The following is a 20,997-nucleotide window of genomic DNA, read 5'->3' on the forward strand; positions in this document are numbered from 1 at the left end:
CCGCCCATTCTCCAACCACCGAGCAGACGGAAGCACGGTCCGAATCGATTCACGGCCCTGCTTTCCGCCCACTCGGCAGTTGCTCACCAGTCGTGCATGGAGCCGTCGAGGAGGCGGTTCACGGGGAGGTAGGCGGCCTGGTACGGGAAGGAGCCGGCGACGACCTCGTCGTAGTCGACGCCGAGGCCGGGCGTCTCGCCCGGCACGAGCATGCCGTCGTCGAAGGAGTACGTGGGCTGGAACACCTCGTCGGTGTCTGCGCTGTGCTTCATGTACTCCTGGATGCCGAAGTTCGGGATCGCGACGCCCAAGTGCACCGCAGCCGCCAGGCCCACCGGCGACACGTCGGTCGGCCCGTGCACGCCCGACTTGATCTGGTAGACGGACGCGTAGTCGAAGATGCGCCGGAGGCCGGTGATTCCGCCGGCGTGCGTGACGGGGGAGCGCACGTAGTCGATCAGCTGCTCCTCGAAGAGCTCGCGGTAGTCCCAGATCGTGTTGAACACCTCGCCGATCGCGAGCGGCGTGGTCGTGTGCTCGCGCACGCGGCGCAGCACCGCCTGGTTCTCGGCCGGGGTGACGTCCTCCAGCCAGAACAGGTCGTATGGTTCGAGCGACTTGCCGAGCTTGGCGGCCTGGATCGGCGTGAGCCGGTGGTGGGCGTCGTGCAGCAGCGGCAGTTCCGGGCCGAACTCGTTGCGCACGGCCTCGAAGACGCCCGGGATGTGGCGGAGGTACGCCCGGGTGTCCCATTGCTCCTCCACCGGCACCGCGCTGCGGCGCGCGGGCTCGTGGTCGTACCGGGAGGTCGTGCCTCCCGCGCCCGCTGCCGCGTTCGCCGACGAGGCGACGCCGTACACCGACGACAGGCCAGGCACTCCGGTCTGGATGCGGATGGCACGGTAGCCCTGCTCGAGGTGCGCCCGGATCGAGTCGAACAGCTCGGGCAGCTCGGCGCCGGAGGCGTGCCCGTAGCAGAGCGTGCCGACGCGGCTGCGCCCGCCCAGCAGCTGGTAGAGCGGGAGCCCCGCCACCTTGGCCTTGATGTCCCAGAGCGCGGTGTCGACGGCGGCGATGGAGGCCATCGTGACCGGGCCGCGGCGCCAGTAGGCGCCCCTGTAGAGGTACTGCCAGGTGTCCTCGATCGCGTGCGCGTCCCGCCCGATCAGGAGCGGGACGACGTGCTCGCTCAGGTAGGCGGCGACGGCGAGCTCGCGACCGTTGAGCGTGGCGTCGCCGAGGCCGGTGACGCCGTCGTCCGTCGTGATGCGCAGGGTGACGAAGTTGCGGCCCGGGCTCGAGACGAGGACGTCGGCTGCGGTGATTCTCATGCGTGTGCTCCTTGCTGCCGGGCGGCGATCCGCTCGGCGAGGGGGTCGGTCAGGTCGGTGAGGTCGGGGGCGAGCGCCTCGAGGACGGCGATCGCACGCCCCCGCGGGGTGGCCGTCTCCCGCAGCCGCTCGACGAGCGCGGTCGCCCCGGGGTCGCGGACGTCCGGCCCGAGGAGGTGGCCCGCCCACGCGGCGAGAACGCCGAGCTGGGCGCGGCCGGGCTCCCGACCGGCGGCGAGCCGGCTCCGCAGCGGGTCCAGGATGCGCGGGCCGAGCTTCTGCGAGCCGTCGGTGGCGATCTGGGCGAGCCGGTGCTCGATGCGCGCGTTGCCGAAGCGGGCGCGGAGGGCGGCCAGCGCTTCGTCCGCCGTCGCGGCGTCGAACGGCAGCTCGGTGCGCTGCTCGCCCCAGAGCCTTTCGAGCTCGGCGGCGAGCGCCGGGTCGGCGGTGGCCTGGGCCACGGTCTGGTGGCCCGCCGCGAGCCCGTGGTAGGCGAGCAGCGAGTGGCCGGCGTTGAGGAGCCAGAGCTTGCGGCGTTCGTACGGCGCGATGTCGTCGACGAACCGGGCTCCCGCAGCCTCCCAGGCGGGCCGGCCTGCCGGGAAGGCGCCCGCGAGCACCCACTCGGCGAACGGCTCGGTCACGACCGGTGCCGCGTCGTCCCAGCCGGTGAGCCGGCGGACGGCCTCCCGGTCGGAGTCGGTGGTCGCCGGGGTGATCCGGTCGACCATCGAGGAGACGAACGACACCTCGGAGCGGATCCAGGCCTCCAGGTCGGATCCCGGCTCTGCGAGCGCCAGCACCGCGTCGCGGATGACCCGGCCGTTGTCGGGGAGGTTGTCGCAGCTGACGACCGCGATTCCGCCGGCTGCCGCCGCGTGCCGCGCCCGGAGACCGTCGAGCACGCGCGCCGGGGCGGACGAGCCTGGCCGGTAGCCGGCCTCGGTCACCGTGAGCGTGAGGACTCCGACATCCGGATCGGCGAGCACCCGCCGCCAGGCATCGAGGTCGGCGCCGTCGTGCACCTCGCCCAGCGCCTCCATCAGCGTGGCGCTGTCGCCCTCCGCCCCGCGCTCGAGGAGCGTGTAGACGGCGTCCTGCGCGGCCAGCACGCGGGCGGCGTCGGCACTCCGCCCGGTGAAGGCGGCGATTCCGGAGCCGTCGCCGGCGAGTTGGGTGAACCAGGCCTGGTGGGCACGGTGGAACGCCCCGAGGCCCAGGTGGGCAACCCGCACGGGGTGCCGCACCGACCGAGGCGGGGAGGTCATGCCGTCACCGCTGCGCGGGTCCGCGCCTCCACGGCGCGCAGGTAGGCGAGGTCGTCCGCGGTGCGCTCGGCGAGAGGCGCCGCCGTCGAGAAGTCCTCGCTGGTCACCCACCCGTCATAGCCGAACTCGTGCAGCGCCCGGAAGTAGGCGTCGACGTCGCCCGCGCCCGTGCGCAGCGGCGCCCAGTCGTGGTGCCAGCGCACCGTGCCGTCCTCCTCCGGCTCCCCCGGCAGCCACGCGACGTTCTTGACGTGCACGTGGGCCAGGTACGGCCCGAGCAGCTGGAGGGCGGAGAGGGTGCGCTCCTGCCCTTCGATCACGAGGTTGCCGAGGTCGTGGATGACGCCGACGGCTGCGGGGTCGAGGCCGTCGAGCAGGCGGAACGCGGCAGAGGCGGAGGCCGTGATCGTCTCGTGGTGCAGCTCGACGAGGGCCTTCACTCCGAGCGAGGCCGCGACCGCCGCCGCTCGCTCCAGGTCGCGACGGGCGGCCGCGAACAGCTCGCGGTAGTCGCCCGCGTCGGTGCGCGGCATCGTGACCCGCACCTGCCGCGCGCCGAGCTCGGCGGTCGCCGCGAGCATCCGGTCGACGTTCGCGTGGTCGTCGCAGCGCGCGTATCCGCCGATTCCGGAGAACTCCAGCCCGGCCTCCCTGGTCAGCCGGGCGATCTCGGGAAGGGACTCCTCCAGACCGGTGAGCGGCCAGGTCGCCCGGTTGCCCGCCCAGAAGCCCGGCTCCGCGGCGGGCTCCTGGTCGACGACGCGCCACTCGATGCCGTCCCAGCCTTGGGCCGCGATGTTGCCCACGGCCTCCTCCGGGGTCCAGTCGGGGGTGGAGGCGGTGAAGACGGAGAACTTCACGCGTTCACCCCCGTCGTGACGACGACGTCGTCGAGGGAGCCGTCGAGCACGTCGTCGAGGAGGATGGGCCGGCCGAGGGTCGCCGAGAGGTAGACCGCGCGCACGACGGCGAGCGAGAGGAACGCGTCGGCGACGGTCACCCCGGGAGCGCGGTGCTCGCGGATGGCGTCGACGATGTCCTCGTACTGGCGCAGGTGGCCGATGACGAACTGCTCCGGCCCGCGGTCGCCGCCGCGCAGCTCGCTCGCCGGCACGACGTCGGCGGCGCGATTGCCGTCGGACTCGGCCGTCGCGCCCACGGAATGGAAGTACTCGAGCTGGTCGTCGTCGATGATCGCCGAACCCCGGTCGCCATGAACCTGCAGCCGCACCGACAGCCCCGGGTACGCGGCGGTCGTCGCGTGCAGCACGGCGAGCGCGCCCGACTCGAAGCGGATGGTCGCGACGGCGACGTCCTCGATCTCGACCCGCTCGTGCGCGAGCAGCGCAGTGCGCGCGTCGATCTCGACCGGCGTGCCGAGGAACCAGACCAGGAGGTCGACGGTGTGGACGCCCTGGTTCATCACAGCTCCCCCGCCGTCGAGCTCCCAGGTGCCGCGCCACTGGCCGGAGTCGTAGTACTCCTGGCTGCGCCACCAGGCGACGGAGCCGATGCCACTCGTCAGGCGCCCGAAGCCTCCCGAGTGCGCGGCCTCGGCGACGACGCGGGAGGCCGGGTCGAAGCGATGCTGGCTGATCACAGAGACGACCAGGCCGTCCTGCTCGGCGCGGCGCGAGAGCGCGAGGATCTCGCGCGCCCGCGGGAGGGAGACGTCGAGCGGCTTCTCGATGACGACGTGCTTGCGCGCGGCGAGAGCCTCCTCGGCGACGACGACGTGGAGGCCGCTCGGCGTGCAGACGACCACCACATCGAACTCGGCTCCGGCCAGCGCAGCCGCGAGCGTCGCGAACTCGGCCGGACGGTCGGCGCCGTGCTCGGAGACCAGCTGGTCTCCGAGCGCGGTGGCAGCCGTGGGAACGGCGTCCACGAGCGCGGTGATCACGAGGTCGGGGTGCTTCAGGATGGCACGGGCGTGGTTGAGGCCGATGATCCCGCAGCCGACGAGTGCGACGCGCAGCGGGTGGGAAGTGATGGCGGTCATGCGAGGGTGACTCCGATCCGGTCGGTCAGGCGGCGGAGGGCGCGGCCGGCGACGCCGAACGCCGCCGGTCCGGAGAAGCCGCCGAGGGCGTTCACATCGGTGAGGTGCGGTTCGAGCGACGCGAAGCCGGTGTAGCCGTCGTCGCGCAGCGCGGTGAGGGTCTGCAGCAGCTGGCCGTCCCCCTCCCCGGCCGGCGTGACTTCGGAGGTCGCGGCCAGCGCGTCCTTCACCTGCAGGTACTCCAGGTGGGGGCGCAGCATGGCGTAGCCGTCGTCGAACGGCGCGTCGACGCCCACCTGCACGAAGTTGGCGCTGTCCCAGGCGAGCCGCAGTGCCGGGGAACCGACCGACTCGACGATGTCGAGGCAGCGCTCCGGGGTGTCGCCGAAGATGTCCTTCTCGTTCTCGTGCAGCAGCACGACCCCGGCCTCCTCGGCCGAGGCGACGAGCGCGCGCATGCGCTCGATGACGTCGTCGCGGATGCTCTCGACGGGCACCCCCTCAGCTCGGTAGAAGGAGAACAACCGGATGTATGGGGCGTCGAGGCGCTTGGCGGCGGCGATCGCCCGGCTGAGCCTGTCGACCTCGTGCCGCACCGGCAGCGCCACGTCGACCTTGCCGATCGGCGAGGCGATCGCGGAGACGCGCATCCCGCGTTCGGCGAAGATGCCGGCCAGCCGGTCGAGCTGCTCGTCGTCGAGGTCGACGATGTTGACGCCCCAGGCGCTGCGCACTTCGATGTGGCTTGCGCCGAGCGCCTGCAGCACGGCGACCTGGACGGCCGGGTCCGCGTCGATCTCGTCGCCGAACCCGGAGAGGGTCCACGATACTTCTGTCACTACTTCACTCCTCCACTGGTGAGCCCACCGATCAGGTAGCGCTGGAAAACGAGGTACAGCACCACGACGGGCACGGCGCAGATCAGGGACGCCGCCATCATCTGCCCGTAGAGGGGGATCGCTCCACCCTCCTGAGTGGCTCCGAAGATTTGCAGGGCGACGGCCGCCGTGCGCGACTCGGGGTTGGTCAGGACCGACGCGAACAGCACGTCGTTCCAGCCGAGGAGGAAGGCGAAGATGCCGGACACGACGATCCCCGGCCAGCTCAGCGGCATCACGATCCGGGTGAGGATTCGCCACGACGAGGCGCCGTCGATACGGGCGGCCTCCTCCATGGCCTTGGGCAGCCCGCGCAGGTAGGTGACCATCACCCAGGTCGAGAACGGCAGCGCGAACGTCAGATAGGTGATGAACACCGCCCAGCGCGTGCCGATGATCTGGATGCCGAGCAGTGACGCGGTCGATGAGAACAGCACGAACACCGGCAGCAGCATGAGCGTGCCCGGGATCGACTGGAGGCCGAGCAGGCCGCGCAGGAAGCTCAGCCGCCCACGGAACTCGTATCGCACGAGCACGTAGGCGGTGGCGACCGCGAGGAACGCGCAGACGATCGCGACGGCGGCGCAGATGATGACGCTGTTCATCAGCCCGGTGCCGAGGTCGACCGTGCTCCACACCTTGATGTAGTTGTCGAGGTGCAGCTCGGTGGGGAAGAACGCCCCGGCGGCCACGGACACGTCGGAGTTGACCGACGCGAACAGCATGTACAGCACGGGACCGAGGACGACGATCAGCAGCACGGTGATGATCGCGACCAGCAACGGGCGCGGCAGCAGCCGGGTGATGTCGTCGGACGTTCCGCGGCGCCCGCGGGGAGCGCGGGCCGCCGTGCTCGGTGAGACGGCGTGCAGGGCGCGGGTCTCGGTGGTGGTCATCGCTGCTCCTCCTCTCCGGAGTCGAGCTTCACGGCCTTGAGATAGACGAAGAGCGGGATCGCGATGAGCACGAGCGAACAGATCGCCATCGCCGCACTGAGCCCGAACCGGAAGCTCTGGAAGCTGGTCATGTAGGTGAGCACCGGCAGGACCTCCACGTCCTGCGGCGCCGGCACGCCGAACAGCACGAACGGCAGTGTGAAGGCGTTGATGTTGTGCAGGAACGCGATGATCAGCGCGAGCAGCACCGGCCCGCGCAGATAGGGCAGCACCACGTAGCGCAGCTTGATCCACCAGGTCGCGCCGTCGATCGCGGCGGCCTCATGCACCTCGTGGTCGACCGACTGGAGGCCGGCGAGCACGAGCAGGTAGAAGAACGGCCACGACGTCCAGATCTGGACGATGATGAGCGACCAATAGCTGAGCGGTCCGTTGAGCCAGAGCCCGCTGTGGACGCCGACGGCGCCGAGCAGCGAGTCGACCACGCCTCCCGGCTGCAGCATCGTGCGCCACAGCGTGCCGACCACGAACGCGGGCAGCACGTACGGGATGAGGAAGAGCGAACGCACCAGCGCCCGACCGCGGAACCGGTTCTGCGTCGCGAGGGCGGCGGCGATGCCGATCGGCATGGTCACCACCGCCGCGATCACGGCGAACGAGACGCTGATCCCGATCGAGCGCATCAGCGGTGAGGCGGTCACCGCCTCGACGTAGTTGCCCAGCCCGATGAACGGGGCCTGCAGCCAGCTCTGCAGCGTGTACTGATCGAGGTCGAGGGTCGACATCACCACGGCCACGATCAGCGGCACCACGATGATGAGGAGCATCAGGATGCCGCCAGGTAGCAGCATCCAGAGCGGCCGGTTGCGCTCGAATCGGCGGCGTCGCCGCGCCGGGCGGCCGCCCGCGGGGTTCGTCCCCGCGGGCGATCCGCCCGTCACGACCGCGCCAGAGGGCGGGGTCAGCGTTGCGTTGGGCATGAGAGGCCTCGCGTCACTTCGACTTGGTGAGGGCGTTCTGTGCGGTCTCCTGCGCCGTCTTCAGCTTCGCTTCGAGATCCGAGGACGAGACCTTGCCGGAGGACAGGGCCGGGATGGACTGGACCACGACGTTCACGAGCGCCAGTTGGGTGTCGCCCCAGGCTCCGGTGAAGGGAGTGCCATAGGCCTTGGTGCCCGCGGCGAGGATCGGCGCGAGGAGCTGGTTGCCCTGCTCGACCTGTTTGGCTGCTTCGGCGTTGGTCGGCAGGTCGCCGAAGATCTTGGTGTACTTCACCTGGTTGTCGGTGCTCGTGAGCATCTTCACCAGAGCCAAGGCCAGATCCTGGTTCTTCGAGTACTTGGCGACGACCATGTTGTCGCCGGAGATGATCGTGGCAGCGGCCTTGCCGTCGCTCGGCGACTCCGTCGCCCCCGGAGGAACGGTCGGCATGACCGCATAGGCGTACTTGCCCGCGACAGCCGATTTGTCGAGCGACACCTGCGACGACGAGGACACCATCGGCAGGAAGGCGGCCTTGCCGTTCGCGAAGGCGGCGACCGCCTGCGCGTTCTTCCAGCCGATCGCGGCGGGGTCTACGACCTTGTCGTCGGTCAGCCAGCCGAAGTAGGTCTCGTAGGCTTTCTTGACCGCCGCGTCGTCGATCGTCGCCTTCTTGGTCTTGACGTCGAGGATGGTGTTGCCCTGCTGCATCGCCATCGCCCAGACGAACTTCCACGGGTCGTAGCTGTCGGCGTAGGCGACCGCCATGCCGTGCACGTCGCCGGAGGTGAGCTTCTTGGCCTGCTCGGCGAGGCCGTCCCAGGTGGTCGCTGGCTTGTCGATGCCGGCGGCTGCCAGGAGGTCCGTGTTGTAGGCCATCACGAACGGTCGACTGAGGAACGGGATGCCGACCTCGTTCTTCTCGTCCGGGCCGGAGATGCCGAGCGTTGCCGGGACGAAGCGGTCGCGGCCTCCGACCTTCGCCCAGTCGGCGTCGGTCAGCTTGGCGAAGGCCCCCGTGGAGTACGCGGTCGGCGTGAAGGTCGTGCCCAGGCTGTAGATGTCGGGCCCCTGGCCGCTGAGCACGGAGGTCTGGATCTTGGTCAGCTCGTCGTTGGCCGACGCGAAGGTCTCGAACTTGACGGTGGCGCCCGTCTCCTTCTGGAACTGGGCCGAGACGTCCTTGAACCACTGCTGCTGCTCGGTGGGATACAGGGTGTTGGCGGCGATCATGACGTCGAGGGTCTTGCCCGCCCCGTCGACTTTGCCGCTGCTCGCGGTGCTGCTGCCGCCGGCGCCGGAGCATCCGGTCAGGACCAGGCCTGCCGCGGCGATGCCCGCGACCGCTGCCAGCGCGAAACGTGATCTCATCGTGTGACTCTCCTTTGAGGACGGTGATCGTGCGGATCATGCCCCCTGGATGTGGTGCGCGCCGGAGGGCTGCGGCCGAGCCTAGGGAAGATGGCAATGCAAGTGCAAACGATTGCCATGATTTGCCATCGTGTGCTGTGATGGGCGCATGAGCCCTCAGCTTCGCGGGTATCCGTCGGGATCGGATCGTCCTGCCACCCTCGCCGACGTCGCCGCGCTCAGCGGAGTCGCCGCCTCGACCGTGTCGCGTGCGCTCTCGAATCCCGGGCGCGTCAACGCCGTCACCCGCGAGCGCATCGAGCGCGCCGCCCACGAGCTGAACTACATCCCCAACTCGCAGGCACGAGCGCTCACCAGCGGGCGCACGCGGGCGATCGCGGTGCTCGTCTCCGACGTCACGAACCCCTTCTACTTCGGGATCATCCGCGGCACCCAGCAGCAGCTGAAGGCAGCCGGTTACACGCAGCTCCTCGTCGACACCGAAGAGTCGGACGAGCTGGAGGACGGGATGCTGCACAAGCTGCGTCCGTCGTTCGACGGCGCGATCCTGGCCGCCTCCCGCCTCACCGACCGCCGGCTGACGGCGCTGGCCCACGAGGTGCCGCTGGTGGCGATCAACCGTCAGACCCGAGGAGTCGCGAATGTGTTCATCGACACGCCCAACGGCGTCGAGCAGGCCGTCGGCCACCTGGTGTCGCTCGGGCACCGCGAGATCGTCTACGCGTCCGGCCCGGAGACCTCGTGGTCGAACGAGCGCCGCTGGCGCGCGCTCACCCGGGCCGCGGAAAGCTACGGCGTGAAGGCAGCGCGCGTGGGCCCGTTCGCGCCACGGCAGTACGCGGGAGCCGCGGCGGCCGACGCGGTGCTGCACGCCGGCTCCACCGCGTGCATCGCCTTCAACGACCTCCTCGCGATCGGGATGCTGGCGCGCTTCCGCGAGCGCGGAGTGGGTGTGCCGGGCGACGTCTCCCTCGTCGGCTGCGACGACATCTTCGGCGCGGATTTCTGCAACCCGCCGCTGACCACGCTCACCGCTCCGATCGAGCAGGCGGGCCGCACGGCCGTCGCGATGCTGCTCGCGCGCCTGGAGGACGGAGCCGCGCCGGTCGCGCGGCAGAGCGCCACCCTCCCCACCCATCTCACGGTCCGCGCCTCCACCGGCCCGGCCCGCCCCGCTTCCACCGTGTCTTCCACCAACCCCGGCGCCACCGCCGACCCCACTCCGCCGAAAGGACGAGGATGACCGCGCTCGCCCCGCATCCGGACCGACTGTTCCCCGCCGACCCCGCCGAGCGCGACCTCGCGCGCCGCCTGCACGCGGCCGTCGCCGGGGCCCCGATCTACTCGCCGCACGGGCACGTGCCCGCAGCGATACTTGCCGACGACCAGCCGTTCCCCGACCCGGCCGCGCTGCTCATCACGCCCGACCACTACGTCACCCGGATGCTGCACGCGGTCGGCGTGCCGCTCGACGCGCTCGGCCTCGCGCGCGACGGCGTCCCCTCCCCCGCCTCCGGCCGCGCGATCTGGCGCACGCTGTGCGAGCACTGGGACGCCTTCCGCGGCACGCCCGTGCGGTTCTGGTTCGAATCGGAGTTCAGCGAGGTCTTCGGGCTCACCGAGCAACCGTCCGCCGCGAACGCCGACGCGCTCTACGACCAGCTGGAGGCCACCCTGGCGTCCGCCGAGTTCCGGCCGCGCGCGCTGTTCGACCGCTTCCGCATCGCCGTGCTCGCAACGACGGACGACCCCGCGGACGACCTCGAGGCGCACGCGCGCCTCGCCGCCGACCCGACCTTCACCGGCCGCGTGATCCCGACCTTCCGTGCCGACCGCTACATGCACCCGGACGAGTCGGGGTGGGCGGGCCGGCTGCAGACGCTGGCCGAACGCGCGGACGTCGACACCTCCAGCTACGCCGGACTGCTGGAGGCGCTGCGCGTGCGGCGCGCAGCGTTCGCGGCCGCGGGCGGCACAGCCACCGACACCGGCGTCCTCGACGCCGGGAGCGACCCGCTCGACGAAGCAGAGGCCTCCCGCATCCACCGCGCAGCGCTCGACGGCTCGCTGACCGCGGCCGAGGCCGTCGCCTACCGCCGCAACATGCTCTACCGGCTCGCCGAGATGGCCGCCGCCGACGGACTCGTGATGCAGCTCCACCCCGGCGTGCACCGCAACCACCATCGTCCGACGTTCGAGGCCTACGGCCCCGACACCGGGCACGACCTCCCGGCTGTCGGGGCCTTCACCGAGCCGCTCACGCCCATCCTGCGCGACTTCGGCACCGATCCGACCTTCCGGCTCGTGCTCTTCACGGTCGACGAGACCACGTTCGCGCGCGAGATCGCTCCGCTCGCCGGCTTCTACCCGTCGGTCTACGCCGGAGCGCCCTGGTGGTTCCTCGACACCCCGGCCGCGATCCTCCGCTACCGCAGGGCGATCACCGACAGCGCGGGCTTCGCCAAGACCAGCGGCTTCATCGACGACACCCGTGCGTTCTGCTCTATCCCGGCCCGCCACGACATGTCCCGCCGGGTGGACGCCTCGTTCCTGGCCTCGCTCGTGGTCACCCACCAGCTCGCCGAGGAGGACGCCTTCGCGATCGCCCACCAGCTGGTCGACGACATCCCCCGCGGCACGTTCCGGCTCGGCTGAGGCGCCGTGCGGCTCGGCGATGGTCGTGGCGCGGCCGCTCGCGGTGCAGGTGCGGTGACCGTCCTGTCAGGTGATGCGTCAGAGCGAGACGGTTGGATCGCTCAGCACTGGCTCAAGATCCGTCTGCACCTGGACGGGACGGCCACAATCGACGACGACGACACTGCCAGCCTGCATTCAGGTCCTCGGAATGACAACCGAAAGTGTGTCCGCACCAACCAAGCGCCCTTCCACGACGTGACAAGACTGAGGAAACTCGGTCAGCCACGTAATGCCAGGTCACGCACGCTACACGAGGACCACTCGGATGTGACCGCACTCAACATGCAATCGCGACACCATTCGGTTCACGCGTCTCGGCGCAGGAGCGAGATCGCCCAGGCGACGACCCCGACGACCAGCAGTCCCGCCAGAATGCCGAGCGCTGTCCCGAGCGAGGTTCCCCCCGGAACGTCCTCGATGAGAGCCCGCGCGTTCATCGACGGCGTGTAGGTCACCAGATCGCGCACCCACTCGACGGGGGCCAGGCCGAGAAGGCCGGGCAGAACCAGGATCAGGCCGAACGCGGCGGCGACCGAGAACGCGATGCTGCGCAGCACGCCCCCGATGCACAACGCGAGAAGCGCGAGAACGGTCATGCCCGTGGCTGCGCCGACGGCCACGGCCATGACTGCGCCGACCACCGTGCCGACGGCGGGCAGGGGGCCTGCCCCGGAGAACAGCGGGACGGCGAAGAGGGCGGGAAGGAGGACGCCGACAAACCCGACCGTCCACACGACGAGGCCGACGGCCACCAGCTTGCCGCCCATCACGACCCCTCTTCGCGGAACCGTGCCGAGCGTGGCGCCGATCTGGCCCGTCGAATACTCGCCGCTGATGGCCAGCACACCGACGATGAGGACGAGCAGCCAGCCGAACTGAACCGCACTCGAGAGAGCCGTGGTCATCAGGCTCAGGTTCCCTGTCGGATCCGACGTGACCACGTCCAGCTTGTCCGAGATGGTGAGCCCGACGAACGCCAGGCTCAAGGGGAGGAAGGCCAGCAGGGTGATCACGTTGGATCGCAGCGTCAGCAGCTTCATCGTCTCCGAGCGGATCACACCGATCACCGAGATCCCGTGCCCCTGCCGGGACCGCGATCTCCCGCTCCTCGTCGTCTCGTGAGTCATCGGCTCGGTCATCGCCCTCTTCGTCGTCGCCGACTTCTCTGTCCCCGTGGTCATTCCCGTGGTCATCCCTTACTCTCCGTCCGTGCGCCCGCGGCGTGTACGACGTCGTCGGCGACGATTCGTCGATACGCGTCCTCAAGACTCGCCTCGATCGAGCGCAGTTCATGAAGTGTCACGTTCGCCGCGGACGCAACCTCGCCGACCGCGTCCGTCGTCCAGCCCGCCACCCGCGCAGCGTCGTCGCCCTCGGCCGTCACCGACGCGCCGTCGCGGCGGAGCGCGTCCACCAGCACCGAGAGCTGCGAACTGCGCACGACGACCGCCCGTTCGTTTCGGCCTCCGACGAGCTCGCCGAGCGTTTCGTCGGCGATGAGCCGCCCGCGCCCAATGACGATGATCCGGTCCGCCGTCTGCTCCATCTCACTCATGAGATGGGAGGACAAGAGGACCGTCCTCCCCTCGGCCGCCAACTCGCGCAGGAAGGTACGGATCCAGATCACACCGTCGGGGTCGAGACCGTTCACAGGCTCGTCGAGGATGAGCACCCCGGGGTCGCCGAGAAGTGCCGTAGCCAGGCCGAGCCGCTGCTTCATCCCGAGCGAGAAGGTACCGACGCGCTTCGATGCCGACTGAGTCAAGCCGGTCAGGTCGAGTACCTCCTCGACCCTGCGGCGGCCGTGGCCCTGGGTCAGGCCCACCGATCGCAGATGGCTCCTCGCCGAGCGGCCGGGGTGGACCCAGCTCGCGTCGATCAGCGCACCGACCTCGCTCATCGGGGCGGCGAGCTTCGCGTACGGCATCCCCCCGATCTCCGCCGATCCCGACGTGGGCCGCTCCAGCCCGAGGATCATCTTCATAATGGTGGACTTGCCCGCGCCGTTCGGCCCGAGAAAGCCCGTGACCATTCCGGGACGAACCGCGAACGAGACGTCGTCAACCGCGCGCTTGGCGCCGAACGACTTGGACAGCGCGTGAACCTCGATCATGCGTTCAACCATAGCGATGGAACATCTGACATGCATGATTCTGCCGGATGAGGCGCCTGGGCCCAGCGGCCCACATCCCGCCGCGGAGTGGCCGTCATACACCAGCTCGCCGTGACGGCGTCAGGCTACGCTGGTCCAAACACGCTCAACGAAGGAGTCCTCCGTGCCTGAGAACCATGCCAAGGCCAACATTGGAGTCGTCGGTCTAGCCGTGATGGGGTCCAACCTCGCCCGCAACCTCGCGTCGCGCGAGGGCAACACGGTCGCCGTCTACAACCGCACTTACGCCCGCACCGAGGAACTGGTGAACGCCCATCCCGAGGCCGGCTTCGTCTCGTCCGAGCAGATCGACGACTTCGTCGCCTCGCTTTCGAAGCCGCGCACGGCGATCATCATGGTGCAGGCCGGCAGGGGCACCGACGCGGTCATCGACCAGCTGGTGGAGCGGTTCGAGCCGGGCGACATCATCGTCGACGGCGGCAACGCCAACTTCCTCGACACCATCGAGCGCGAGAAGCGGGTCGCGGCCACGGGCATCCACTTCGTCGGCACCGGCATCTCCGGCGGCGAGGAGGGCGCGCTCAAGGGCCCGTCGATCATGCCGGGGGGCACCGAGGAGTCGTACAAGACGCTCGGCCCGATCCTGGCCTCCATCGCCGCGGTCGCCGAGGGCGAGCCCTGCGTGACCCACATCGGCACCGACGGCGCCGGCCACTTCGTCAAGATGATCCACAACGGCATCGAGTACGCCGACATGCAGCTCATCGCCGAGGCCTATGATCTGCTGCGCACCATCGGGGGCCGGACGCCCGCGCAGATCGCCGACGTGTTCGCGGAGTGGAACAACGGCTACCTCGAGTCGTACCTGATCGAGATCACCGCCGAGGTGCTGCGCGAGGTCGACGCCGAGACCGGCAAGCCGTTCGTCGACATCGTGCTCGACCAGGCCGGCTCGAAGGGCACGGGCGTCTGGACGGTGCAGAACGCGCTGGACCTGGGCATCCCGGTCGGCGGCATCGCGGAGGCCGTGTTCGCCCGCGCGGTCTCGTCCAAGCCCGCGCAGCGCGCCGCCGTGCAGGCGACCGTGCAGTCGCGTCCGGAGGTGCAGAAGGCCGCCGACGTCGCCGCGTTCGCCGACGACGTCTCGAAGGCGCTCTACGCCTCCAAGGTCGTCGCCTACGCCCAGGGCTTCGACGCGATCATCGCCGGCGCCGAGAAGTACGGCTGGCATATCAACAAGGACGAGATCGCCAAGATCTGGCGCGGAGGCTGCATCATCCGCGCCCAATTCCTCAACCGCATCGCCGACGCCTACGACGAAAACCCGAACATCGCGACGTTACTGGAGGCCCCGTACTTCGCCGACGCCGTGCGCGAGGGCGAGGCCGCCTGGCGCCGCATCGTCGCCACCGCTGCGCTCTCCGGTGTGCCGGTACCCGGCTTCGGCGCCGCACTGTCGTACTACGACTCGCTCGCCTCCACCCGCCTCCCCGCCGCGCTCGTCCAGGGTCAGCGCGACTTCTTCGGCGCGCACACCTACAAGCGCGTCGACAGGGAGGGCACGTTCCACACGCTGTGGTCGGGCGACCGCACCGAGATCGAGACGGAGGGCTCCTCGCACTAGCAGCACAGTATGCGGACGCAGACGCCGCCGCGATCGCCTCGAGCGGTCGACGGCGGCGTTCGTGTTTTCCGCCCCAGCCCCCGCTAGCCTTCCGGAGCTGATATGTTAATTGTTTGATCTGTAGTGCCACACCCCACGGCGCTGGAAAAAGGAGAAACAGTGTTCTGGTGGATCGCGGCTGGAGCCGTGCTTGCGCTCATCCTCGTCGGGCTGGCAGTCGCCAACCGCAACCGACGCCAACAACCTCGGTTCGCACGGCCGACGAGGCCGGCGGGTATCTCCCGACGCCACTCATACACCGTAGTCGCCATCGTCCTCGTGCTGATCGGCGCCGCGTTCGGGTACTACCACCTCCCCCACATCGTGTACGAGATCTGGATGGTCCCCCTCATCCTCACCGCATTCATCTGGATGCTGTTCCTCCTCGTGAGCGCGCACCTCAACCCGGTCTATCGTGACCCGGTGCCGCCCGGACTTCGATCGAGCGTCGTGATCCCGGTGTACAACGAGGATGCGACCACGTTCGCGCGTGTCCTCGAGAGCATCTCCGACCAGAGCCACCGTCCCGATTACGTCTACGTCATCGAGGATGGTTCCCAGGAAGACCTGGCCTGTCGCGCGATCTTCGAGAAGTGGGCCGCGTCGGGCGCGAGTGCAGGCATCGTGGCGAAATATCATTATCAACAGAACGCCGGCAAGCGCGAGGCTCAGGCCGTCGCGTTCCGCAGTCTCATGGACGTGACCGACGTGTTCATCACGATCGACAGCGACACCGTGCTCGATCCCAACGCGATCGAAGAGGGCCTGCGCCCGTTCGCCGACGAGCGAGTGATGTCGGTCGCCGGCCTCCTGCTCGACCTCAACAGGGCGAAGTGGAGAGTGCGGGCGCTGGGGCTGGGCTTCGTCTCGTCCTTCACCAACGGCCGCGCGGCCTGGTCGGCCTGGAAAGGTGTCGCCGTCAACTGCGGCGGCCTGGCGTTCTACCGCACGGAGGTCATCCGAGAGAACCTCCTCGACTACCTGACCCAACGCGTCTTCGGCAAGCTCGCCAAGTTCGGAGACGATCGAATGCTCACCCAGTTCGCGACGTTGCACGGCCGAACGGTCTTCCAGGAGACGTCTGCGGCGTACACCCTCATGCCCGACAGAATCTCGCACCTGACGCGTCAACGAGTCCGCTGGTGGAAGAGCTTCTGGTGGGGCGGGCTCTGGATCCTTCGTCACCAGTCGCCGACGCGATCCGTGTGGTGGCTGGTGCTGAGTCAGTACATCACCTTCCTGCTCAACGCTGTGGTGTTCCCGGCATGCCTCATCGTCTACCCGCTCATCGAGGGCCGACTGCCCTGGCCGCTTCTCATCTACATCGCGGTGCTCTCGTACCTCCGCCTCGCACGTACGCTAGTCATTCGCAGACCGGACGTCTCCGGGCTGAGGCAATTCCTCGAGTACCTCGTGCTGGCGCCCGTCTGCTCGCTGCTGATGATCTATCTCGGGCCGATCCTTCAGTACTGGGCCTTGATCACGCTCCGATCGTCCGCTTGGGGCACGAGAAAGCAAGTGGAGGTCTCCCTCCAAAGTTCGTGAGCTCGCGCGCTAGCGATCGCGCGCGGCTCAGGCTCGTAAGCGCGACGTTCGAGGACCACCCGGAGTTTGCGGAGTACGAGCCGACAGATCGACCGCTGGGCGGGGGACGCCACAGGATCATGACGCGCACACCTGCAAGCGCGTCGACAAGGAGGGCACGTTCCACATGCTGTGCCCGGGCGACCTCAGCGAGATCGAGACCGAGGGCTCCTCGCACTAGCGAGCTCTGGCGAAGGGCACGTTGTCGTCGCTTTCCGCGTTCGGAAGCGCCAACGACGTGCCCTTCGTCGTCAGCGGGTGCGGAGCACGCGGGCGCATCCGGGACGCGACGAGAAAGACGACCCCCGAGCTGAAGACCAACGGATAGAAAGCGCGGTAGACCCCATCCGAGTCGCCGCCCCACCATTCGAAGTAGCCCACCCCGACCACCGTGGCCATCACCAGCAGCGCTCCCCCGGCTGCCAAGAGCTTCGCTCCGATCGACAGGTGTTGACCTCCCCTATTCGACAGGTCTCCAGTCCAGTTCATCCGTGTCGAGCACGCGTCCTCCTGTCGTCGCTGCGCGTCGGTCGTGCGGATCATCGGCCGTTCGGCCCCGGTTGCAATCGCAGGACGCGCGGCTCAGACTCGTAAGCGTGACGTTCGAGGATCATCCGGAGCTGGCGGAGTACGAGCCGCCGGATCGACCGCTGCGCGGGCGGCGCCGCAGGATCGCGACGCGCGTCTTCGTCGTCGTCGCGCTCACGACCCTGGTACTGCCCGGGATCATGCTGACGATCAGCATCCAGACCGACACGGCGACCGGCACGTGCGCGGTCTACGCCCGGCACTACGCGCCCGACTCCGTGAGCTCTTCAGCCCGCTTCGAGCTGTTCGCGCCGGCCGGCCCCGGCTGGCAGTGCTACGCGCTCAACACGGAGGGCGACGCCACCTTCGTGGCGCCGCTAGGCCTCATCCCGTCGACCCCGCACGCCCTGCGGTAGCTATCGAAGGGCGTGCAAATGCCCCTAAAACACCGTTTTAGGGGCATTTGCGTGCCCTTCGAGGGAAGTCTCCTACGCGGCGCCGTCGAACATGGAGGTCACCGAGCCGTCGGTGAACACCTCCCGGATCGCGTTGGCCAGCAGCGGTGCGATCGGCAGCACGGAGAGGCCGTCCCAGCGCTTGTGCGCCGGGAGCGGCAGAGTGTCGGTGACGACGACCGAGTCGATCGCGTCCGACTGCAGGAGCTCTACCGCCGGGTCGCTGAACACCGCGTGCGTCGCCGCGACGACGATGCCGATCGCGCCGTTGGCCTTGAGCGCCTCCGCCGCCTTGACGATGGTGCGCCCGGTGTCGATGAGGTCGTCGACGAGCAGGCAGACGCGTCCTTTGACGTCACCGACGATCTCATGGACCGAGACCTGGTTCGGGACCAGCGGGTCGCGGCGCTTGTGGATGATCGCCAGCGGTACGCCGAGCTTGTCGCTCCAGATGTCGGCGACGCGCACTCGGCCCATGTCAGGAGAGACGACGGTGAGAGTCGCCGGGTCGAGCTCGCGCCGCATGTGCTCCAGCAGCACGGGCATGGCGAACAGATGGTCGACCGGGCCGTCGAAGAAGCCCTGGATCTGGGCGGCGTGGAGGTCGACAGACATGATGCGATCGGCGCCGGCCGCCTTGAAGAGGTCGGCGATCAGGCGGGCCGAGATCGGCTCACGGCCGCGGCCCTTCTTGTCTTGGCGGGCGTACGGGTAGTACGGCGCGACCACGGTGATGCGCTTGGCGGACGCGCGCTTGAGAGCGTCCACCATGATCAGCTGCTCCATGAGCCACTCGTTGATCGGCGAGGTGTGCGACTGGATGACGAAGGCGTCCGACCCGCGGACGCTCTCGTCGAACCGCGCGTAGATCTCACCGTTCGCGAAGGTGCGGGCGTCAGTCGGCACCAGCTCGCTGCCGAGGCACTCGGCGATCTGCTCGGCGAGCTCGGGATGGGCGCGCCCCGAGATCAGAACAAGCCGTTTCTGGCCGGTGGCGGTGATCCCTGACACTTACTCTCCGCTCTCTTCCGCAGCCGTGCTCTGCTCAGCGGCACGGGCGGCGTCGGTGCCCGGCCGCTTCTCGGCGACCCAGCCTTCGATGTTGCGCTGCGGCGCCACCGTAATGGCGAGCGCGCCAGCTGGAACGTCCTTCCGGACGACCGTTCCCGCACCGGTGTACGCTCCGTCACCCATCCTAACGGGAGCGACGAGCACCGTGTTCGTGCTGATCCGCACGTGCGAGCCGATGACCGTGCGGTGCTTGTTCACGCCGTCGTAGTTGGCGGTGATGACGCCGGCGCCGAGGTTGCCCTTCTCGCCGACCTCCGCGTCGCCCACGTAGTTGAAGTGCGCCAGCTTGGTGCCGGCGCCGATGACGGCGTTCTTGGTCTCGGTGAAGGTTCCGATCTTGCCCTTCTCGCCGAGGACGGTTCCGGGCCGCAGGTAGGCGAACGGCCCGACGGTGGCGCCGGCGCCTATCACGGCGAGGGTGGCGTCGGTGCGCGTGACGGTCGCGCCCTCGCCGACCTCGGTGTCGAGGAGCGTGGTGTCCGGGCCGATGGTGGCGCCGGTGCGCACAGCCGTCGCTCCTCGCAGCTGGGTGCCCGGGAGGATGGTGACGTCGGGCTCCAGGGTCGCCGTGACGTCGATCCAGGTAGTCGCCGGGTCCTGCACCGTGACGCCGGCGAGCTGCCAGGTGCGCACGACGAGGGCGTTGAGCCGGGCGGCCGCCTCGCTGAGCTGCGCGCGGTCGTTGATGCCCTCGACCAGCCACGACTCGGACACCGGCAGCGCGTCGACGTCGAAGCCCGCCTCCCGCAGCAGACCGATGACGTCGGTCAGGTACTTCTCGCCCTGGGCGTTGTCGGTCGTCACGTTCGCAAGCATGTCGCGGAGGGCGGCGGCCCCGAAGATGTAGATGCCGGCATTGATCTCGCCGATGGCGCGCTCGTCGTCGGTCGCGTCCTTGTGCTCGACGATGCGGTCGAGGTGCCCCTCGGAGGTCCGAACGATGCGGCCGTAGCCGGCGGCGTCGGCCGGGAACGACGACAGAATGGTCGCGGCCGCGCCTCCCGCCCGGTGGGCCGCCACCAGCTCGCGCAGCGTCGCGGCGTCGAGGAGCGGCACGTCGCCGTTGACCACGAGGACGTCGCCGGCGAATTCGCTCGGGAGGGCCTCGACGGCCTGCTCCACGGCGCGGCCGGTGCCGGGGACTTCGTCCTGGTCGACGATGACAGCCTCGGGCAGGTCGGCGGCGATCACCTCGGCGAGGCGGTCGCGCTCGTACCGCACCACGGCGATGACGCGGGCGGCGTCGAGCTGACGCGCGGTCGCCAGCACGTGTCCGACGACCGGGAGGCCGCCGAGCGGGTGCAGCAGCTTGGGGGTCGCGGACTTCATCCGTGTGCCCTGCCCGGCCGCAAGAACGACGATGGCGAGATTCTGGTCGGTCATGATGCTCCCGGTGCAGTGGTGACGGGTCGGTTCGGCCGCAGACGCCGCTCCGCCTCCAGGACTCGAACCTAGACCTCACAGCTCCAAAGGCTGTCGTGCTGCCATTACACCAAGGCGGACCGCGCAACGCGCACACACAGTCTGCCAGATTCGGCCGAGCGTTCCGCCGAGCGGGGAGAGCGGCCGAATAGCATGGAGGGATGGCCGACGCACAGGACGGGAACGCGCGCAGTGCAGCGCGCGACGAGGTGGACCGCATCGTCGGGGCCTGGCTCCGCGAGCGTCCCGACCTCGACTTCTCGCCTTTGCAGGTGCTCTCGCGCGTCGACCGCCTCTCCCGTCACCTCGACCGGGCGCGCCGGAGCGCGTTCGAGCGTTCCGAGCTCGACTCCTGGGAGTTCGACGTGCTCTCGGCGCTGCGTCGTGCGGGGTCGCCGTTCCAGCTGAGCCCCAAGTCGCTCCTCCAGCAGACCCTGGTGTCGTCCGGAACCATGACGAACCGGATCGACCGCCTTGTGGCGCGCGGCCTTGTCGAGCGCCGGACGGACCCCAACGACGGTCGCGGGATCCTGGTGCAGATGACCGCCCAGGGGCTCGCCCGGGTGGACGCCGCGATCACCCGGCTGGTGGACGCGGAGGCCGACCTCCTCGAGTCGCTCTCGCCCGGAGATCAGGAGCGGTTGGCCGCCCTCCTGCGCAAGCTGAGCCTCGGGTTCGACGCGGGCGCGTGAGTAGCTTAACCATGAGAGCTTCCCAGGAGACTGTTATCCCGCGCT

At 69.4% G+C, this 20,997-nt stretch carries 19 protein-coding genes and 1 tRNA gene; 6 read left to right on the forward strand and 14 right to left on the reverse strand.

Annotated features, from left to right (window positions below):
• Positions 1 to 83 precede the first annotated feature (83 nt).
• The 8 genes from manD to ACPPVW_RS01385 are packed head-to-tail and all read right to left on the reverse strand — an operon-like array spanning position 84 to position 8,727.
• The gene (gene manD, locus ACPPVW_RS01350) at positions 84 to 1,331 is read right to left on the reverse strand and encodes a D-mannonate dehydratase ManD (protein ID WP_426624767.1); all 1,248 of its coding nucleotides are present in this window, start codon (positions 1,329 to 1,331) and stop codon (positions 84 to 86) included.
• The gene (locus ACPPVW_RS01355) at positions 1,328 to 2,599 is read right to left on the reverse strand and encodes a mannitol dehydrogenase family protein (protein WP_426624768.1); all 1,272 of its coding nucleotides are present in this window, start codon (positions 2,597 to 2,599) and stop codon (positions 1,328 to 1,330) included. Before ACPPVW_RS01355 ends, manD begins: the two co-directional genes overlap by 4 nt.
• Positions 2,596 to 3,459: a sugar phosphate isomerase/epimerase family protein gene (locus ACPPVW_RS01360; RefSeq protein WP_426624769.1), complete on the reverse strand. Its 864-nt coding sequence runs from the start codon at positions 3,457 to 3,459 to the stop codon at positions 2,596 to 2,598. Before ACPPVW_RS01360 ends, ACPPVW_RS01355 begins: the two co-directional genes overlap by 4 nt.
• Positions 3,456 to 4,601, reverse strand: coding sequence for a Gfo/Idh/MocA family protein (locus ACPPVW_RS01365; protein WP_426624770.1), 1,146 nt, complete (start codon positions 4,599 to 4,601; stop codon positions 3,456 to 3,458). Before ACPPVW_RS01365 ends, ACPPVW_RS01360 begins: the two co-directional genes overlap by 4 nt.
• Positions 4,598 to 5,440 (reverse strand): sugar phosphate isomerase/epimerase family protein, encoded by an 843-nt coding sequence (locus ACPPVW_RS01370; RefSeq protein WP_426624771.1) that lies wholly within the window; start codon positions 5,438 to 5,440, stop codon positions 4,598 to 4,600. Before ACPPVW_RS01370 ends, ACPPVW_RS01365 begins: the two co-directional genes overlap by 4 nt.
• The gene (locus ACPPVW_RS01375) at positions 5,440 to 6,375 is read right to left on the reverse strand and encodes a carbohydrate ABC transporter permease (protein WP_426624772.1); all 936 of its coding nucleotides are present in this window, start codon (positions 6,373 to 6,375) and stop codon (positions 5,440 to 5,442) included. Before ACPPVW_RS01375 ends, ACPPVW_RS01370 begins: the two co-directional genes overlap by 1 nt.
• Positions 6,372 to 7,355: a carbohydrate ABC transporter permease gene (locus tag ACPPVW_RS01380; RefSeq protein WP_426624773.1), complete on the reverse strand. Its 984-nt coding sequence runs from the start codon at positions 7,353 to 7,355 to the stop codon at positions 6,372 to 6,374. The genes ACPPVW_RS01375 and ACPPVW_RS01380 overlap by 4 nt, the downstream gene beginning before the upstream one ends.
• Positions 7,356 to 7,368: 13 nt before the next feature.
• Entirely contained in the window at positions 7,369 to 8,727 is a 1,359-nt protein-coding gene (locus ACPPVW_RS01385; RefSeq protein WP_426624774.1) for an ABC transporter substrate-binding protein, read from the reverse strand.
• A 148-nt stretch (positions 8,728 to 8,875) separates the two neighbouring features.
• On the opposite strand from ACPPVW_RS01385, the gene ACPPVW_RS01390 reads away from it, so the two are divergent.
• Entirely contained in the window at positions 8,876 to 9,970 is a 1,095-nt protein-coding gene (locus ACPPVW_RS01390; protein ID WP_426624775.1) for a LacI family DNA-binding transcriptional regulator, read from the forward strand.
• The gene (uxaC, locus tag ACPPVW_RS01395) at positions 9,967 to 11,382 is read left to right on the forward strand and encodes a glucuronate isomerase (protein ID WP_426624776.1); all 1,416 of its coding nucleotides are present in this window, start codon (positions 9,967 to 9,969) and stop codon (positions 11,380 to 11,382) included. Before ACPPVW_RS01390 ends, uxaC begins: the two co-directional genes overlap by 4 nt.
• 347 nt (positions 11,383 to 11,729) lie before the next feature.
• Here uxaC and ACPPVW_RS01400 read toward each other — a convergent pair whose 3' ends face one another.
• Together ACPPVW_RS01400 and ACPPVW_RS01405 are read right to left on the reverse strand one after the other, a co-directional pair.
• Positions 11,730 to 12,605 (reverse strand): hypothetical protein, encoded by an 876-nt coding sequence (locus tag ACPPVW_RS01400; protein ID WP_426624777.1) that lies wholly within the window; start codon positions 12,603 to 12,605, stop codon positions 11,730 to 11,732.
• 8 nt (positions 12,606 to 12,613) lie between these two features.
• On the reverse strand, positions 12,614 to 13,537 hold the full coding sequence (locus ACPPVW_RS01405; RefSeq protein WP_426624778.1) for an ABC transporter ATP-binding protein: 924 nt from the start codon (positions 13,535 to 13,537) through the stop codon (positions 12,614 to 12,616).
• Positions 13,538 to 13,700: 163 nt separating this feature from the next.
• On the opposite strand from ACPPVW_RS01405, the gene gndA reads away from it, so the two are divergent.
• Positions 13,701 to 15,161 carry an NADP-dependent phosphogluconate dehydrogenase gene (gndA, locus tag ACPPVW_RS01410; RefSeq protein WP_426624779.1) on the forward strand — a complete coding sequence of 487 codons (1,461 nt, stop codon included), beginning with the start codon at positions 13,701 to 13,703 and terminating at the stop codon, positions 15,159 to 15,161.
• Between the two features lie 159 nt (positions 15,162 to 15,320).
• Positions 15,321 to 16,745 carry a glycosyltransferase gene (locus tag ACPPVW_RS01415; RefSeq protein ID WP_426624780.1) on the forward strand — a complete coding sequence of 475 codons (1,425 nt, stop codon included), beginning with the start codon at positions 15,321 to 15,323 and terminating at the stop codon, positions 16,743 to 16,745.
• Between the two features lie 216 nt (positions 16,746 to 16,961).
• Here ACPPVW_RS01415 and ACPPVW_RS01420 read toward each other — a convergent pair whose 3' ends face one another.
• Positions 16,962 to 17,327 (reverse strand): hypothetical protein, encoded by a 366-nt coding sequence (locus ACPPVW_RS01420; protein WP_426624781.1) that lies wholly within the window; start codon positions 17,325 to 17,327, stop codon positions 16,962 to 16,964.
• Positions 17,328 to 17,380: 53 nt separating this feature from the next.
• Between ACPPVW_RS01420 and ACPPVW_RS01425 the strand changes: the two genes are divergently transcribed.
• On the forward strand, positions 17,381 to 17,728 hold the full coding sequence (locus ACPPVW_RS01425; protein ID WP_426624782.1) for a hypothetical protein: 348 nt from the start codon (positions 17,381 to 17,383) through the stop codon (positions 17,726 to 17,728).
• 72 nt (positions 17,729 to 17,800) lie between these two features.
• Here the strand turns inward: ACPPVW_RS01425 and ACPPVW_RS01430 are convergent, their stop codons facing one another.
• From ACPPVW_RS01430 to ACPPVW_RS01440, 3 genes are all read right to left on the reverse strand, one after another.
• Positions 17,801 to 18,778, reverse strand: a complete 978-nt coding sequence (locus ACPPVW_RS01430; protein WP_426624783.1) for a ribose-phosphate diphosphokinase — start codon at positions 18,776 to 18,778, stop codon at positions 17,801 to 17,803.
• Complete coding sequence (glmU, locus tag ACPPVW_RS01435) at positions 18,779 to 20,221, reverse strand: bifunctional UDP-N-acetylglucosamine diphosphorylase/glucosamine-1-phosphate N-acetyltransferase GlmU (RefSeq protein ID WP_426624784.1); 1,443 nt, start codon at positions 20,219 to 20,221, stop codon at positions 18,779 to 18,781.
• Between the two features lie 47 nt (positions 20,222 to 20,268).
• Positions 20,269 to 20,340 (reverse strand) — tRNA-Gln (locus ACPPVW_RS01440).
• Between the two features lie 81 nt (positions 20,341 to 20,421).
• On the opposite strand from ACPPVW_RS01440, the gene ACPPVW_RS01445 reads away from it, so the two are divergent.
• A complete protein-coding gene (locus ACPPVW_RS01445) occupies positions 20,422 to 20,952 on the forward strand; it encodes a MarR family winged helix-turn-helix transcriptional regulator (protein WP_426624785.1) in 531 nt (176 codons plus the stop codon).
• Positions 20,953 to 20,997 lie beyond the last annotated feature (45 nt).

Source organism: Leifsonia sp. McL0607, assembly GCF_049993355.1.
In the GTDB taxonomy this organism is placed as follows: Bacteria; Actinomycetota; Actinomycetes; order Actinomycetales; family Microbacteriaceae; genus Leifsonia.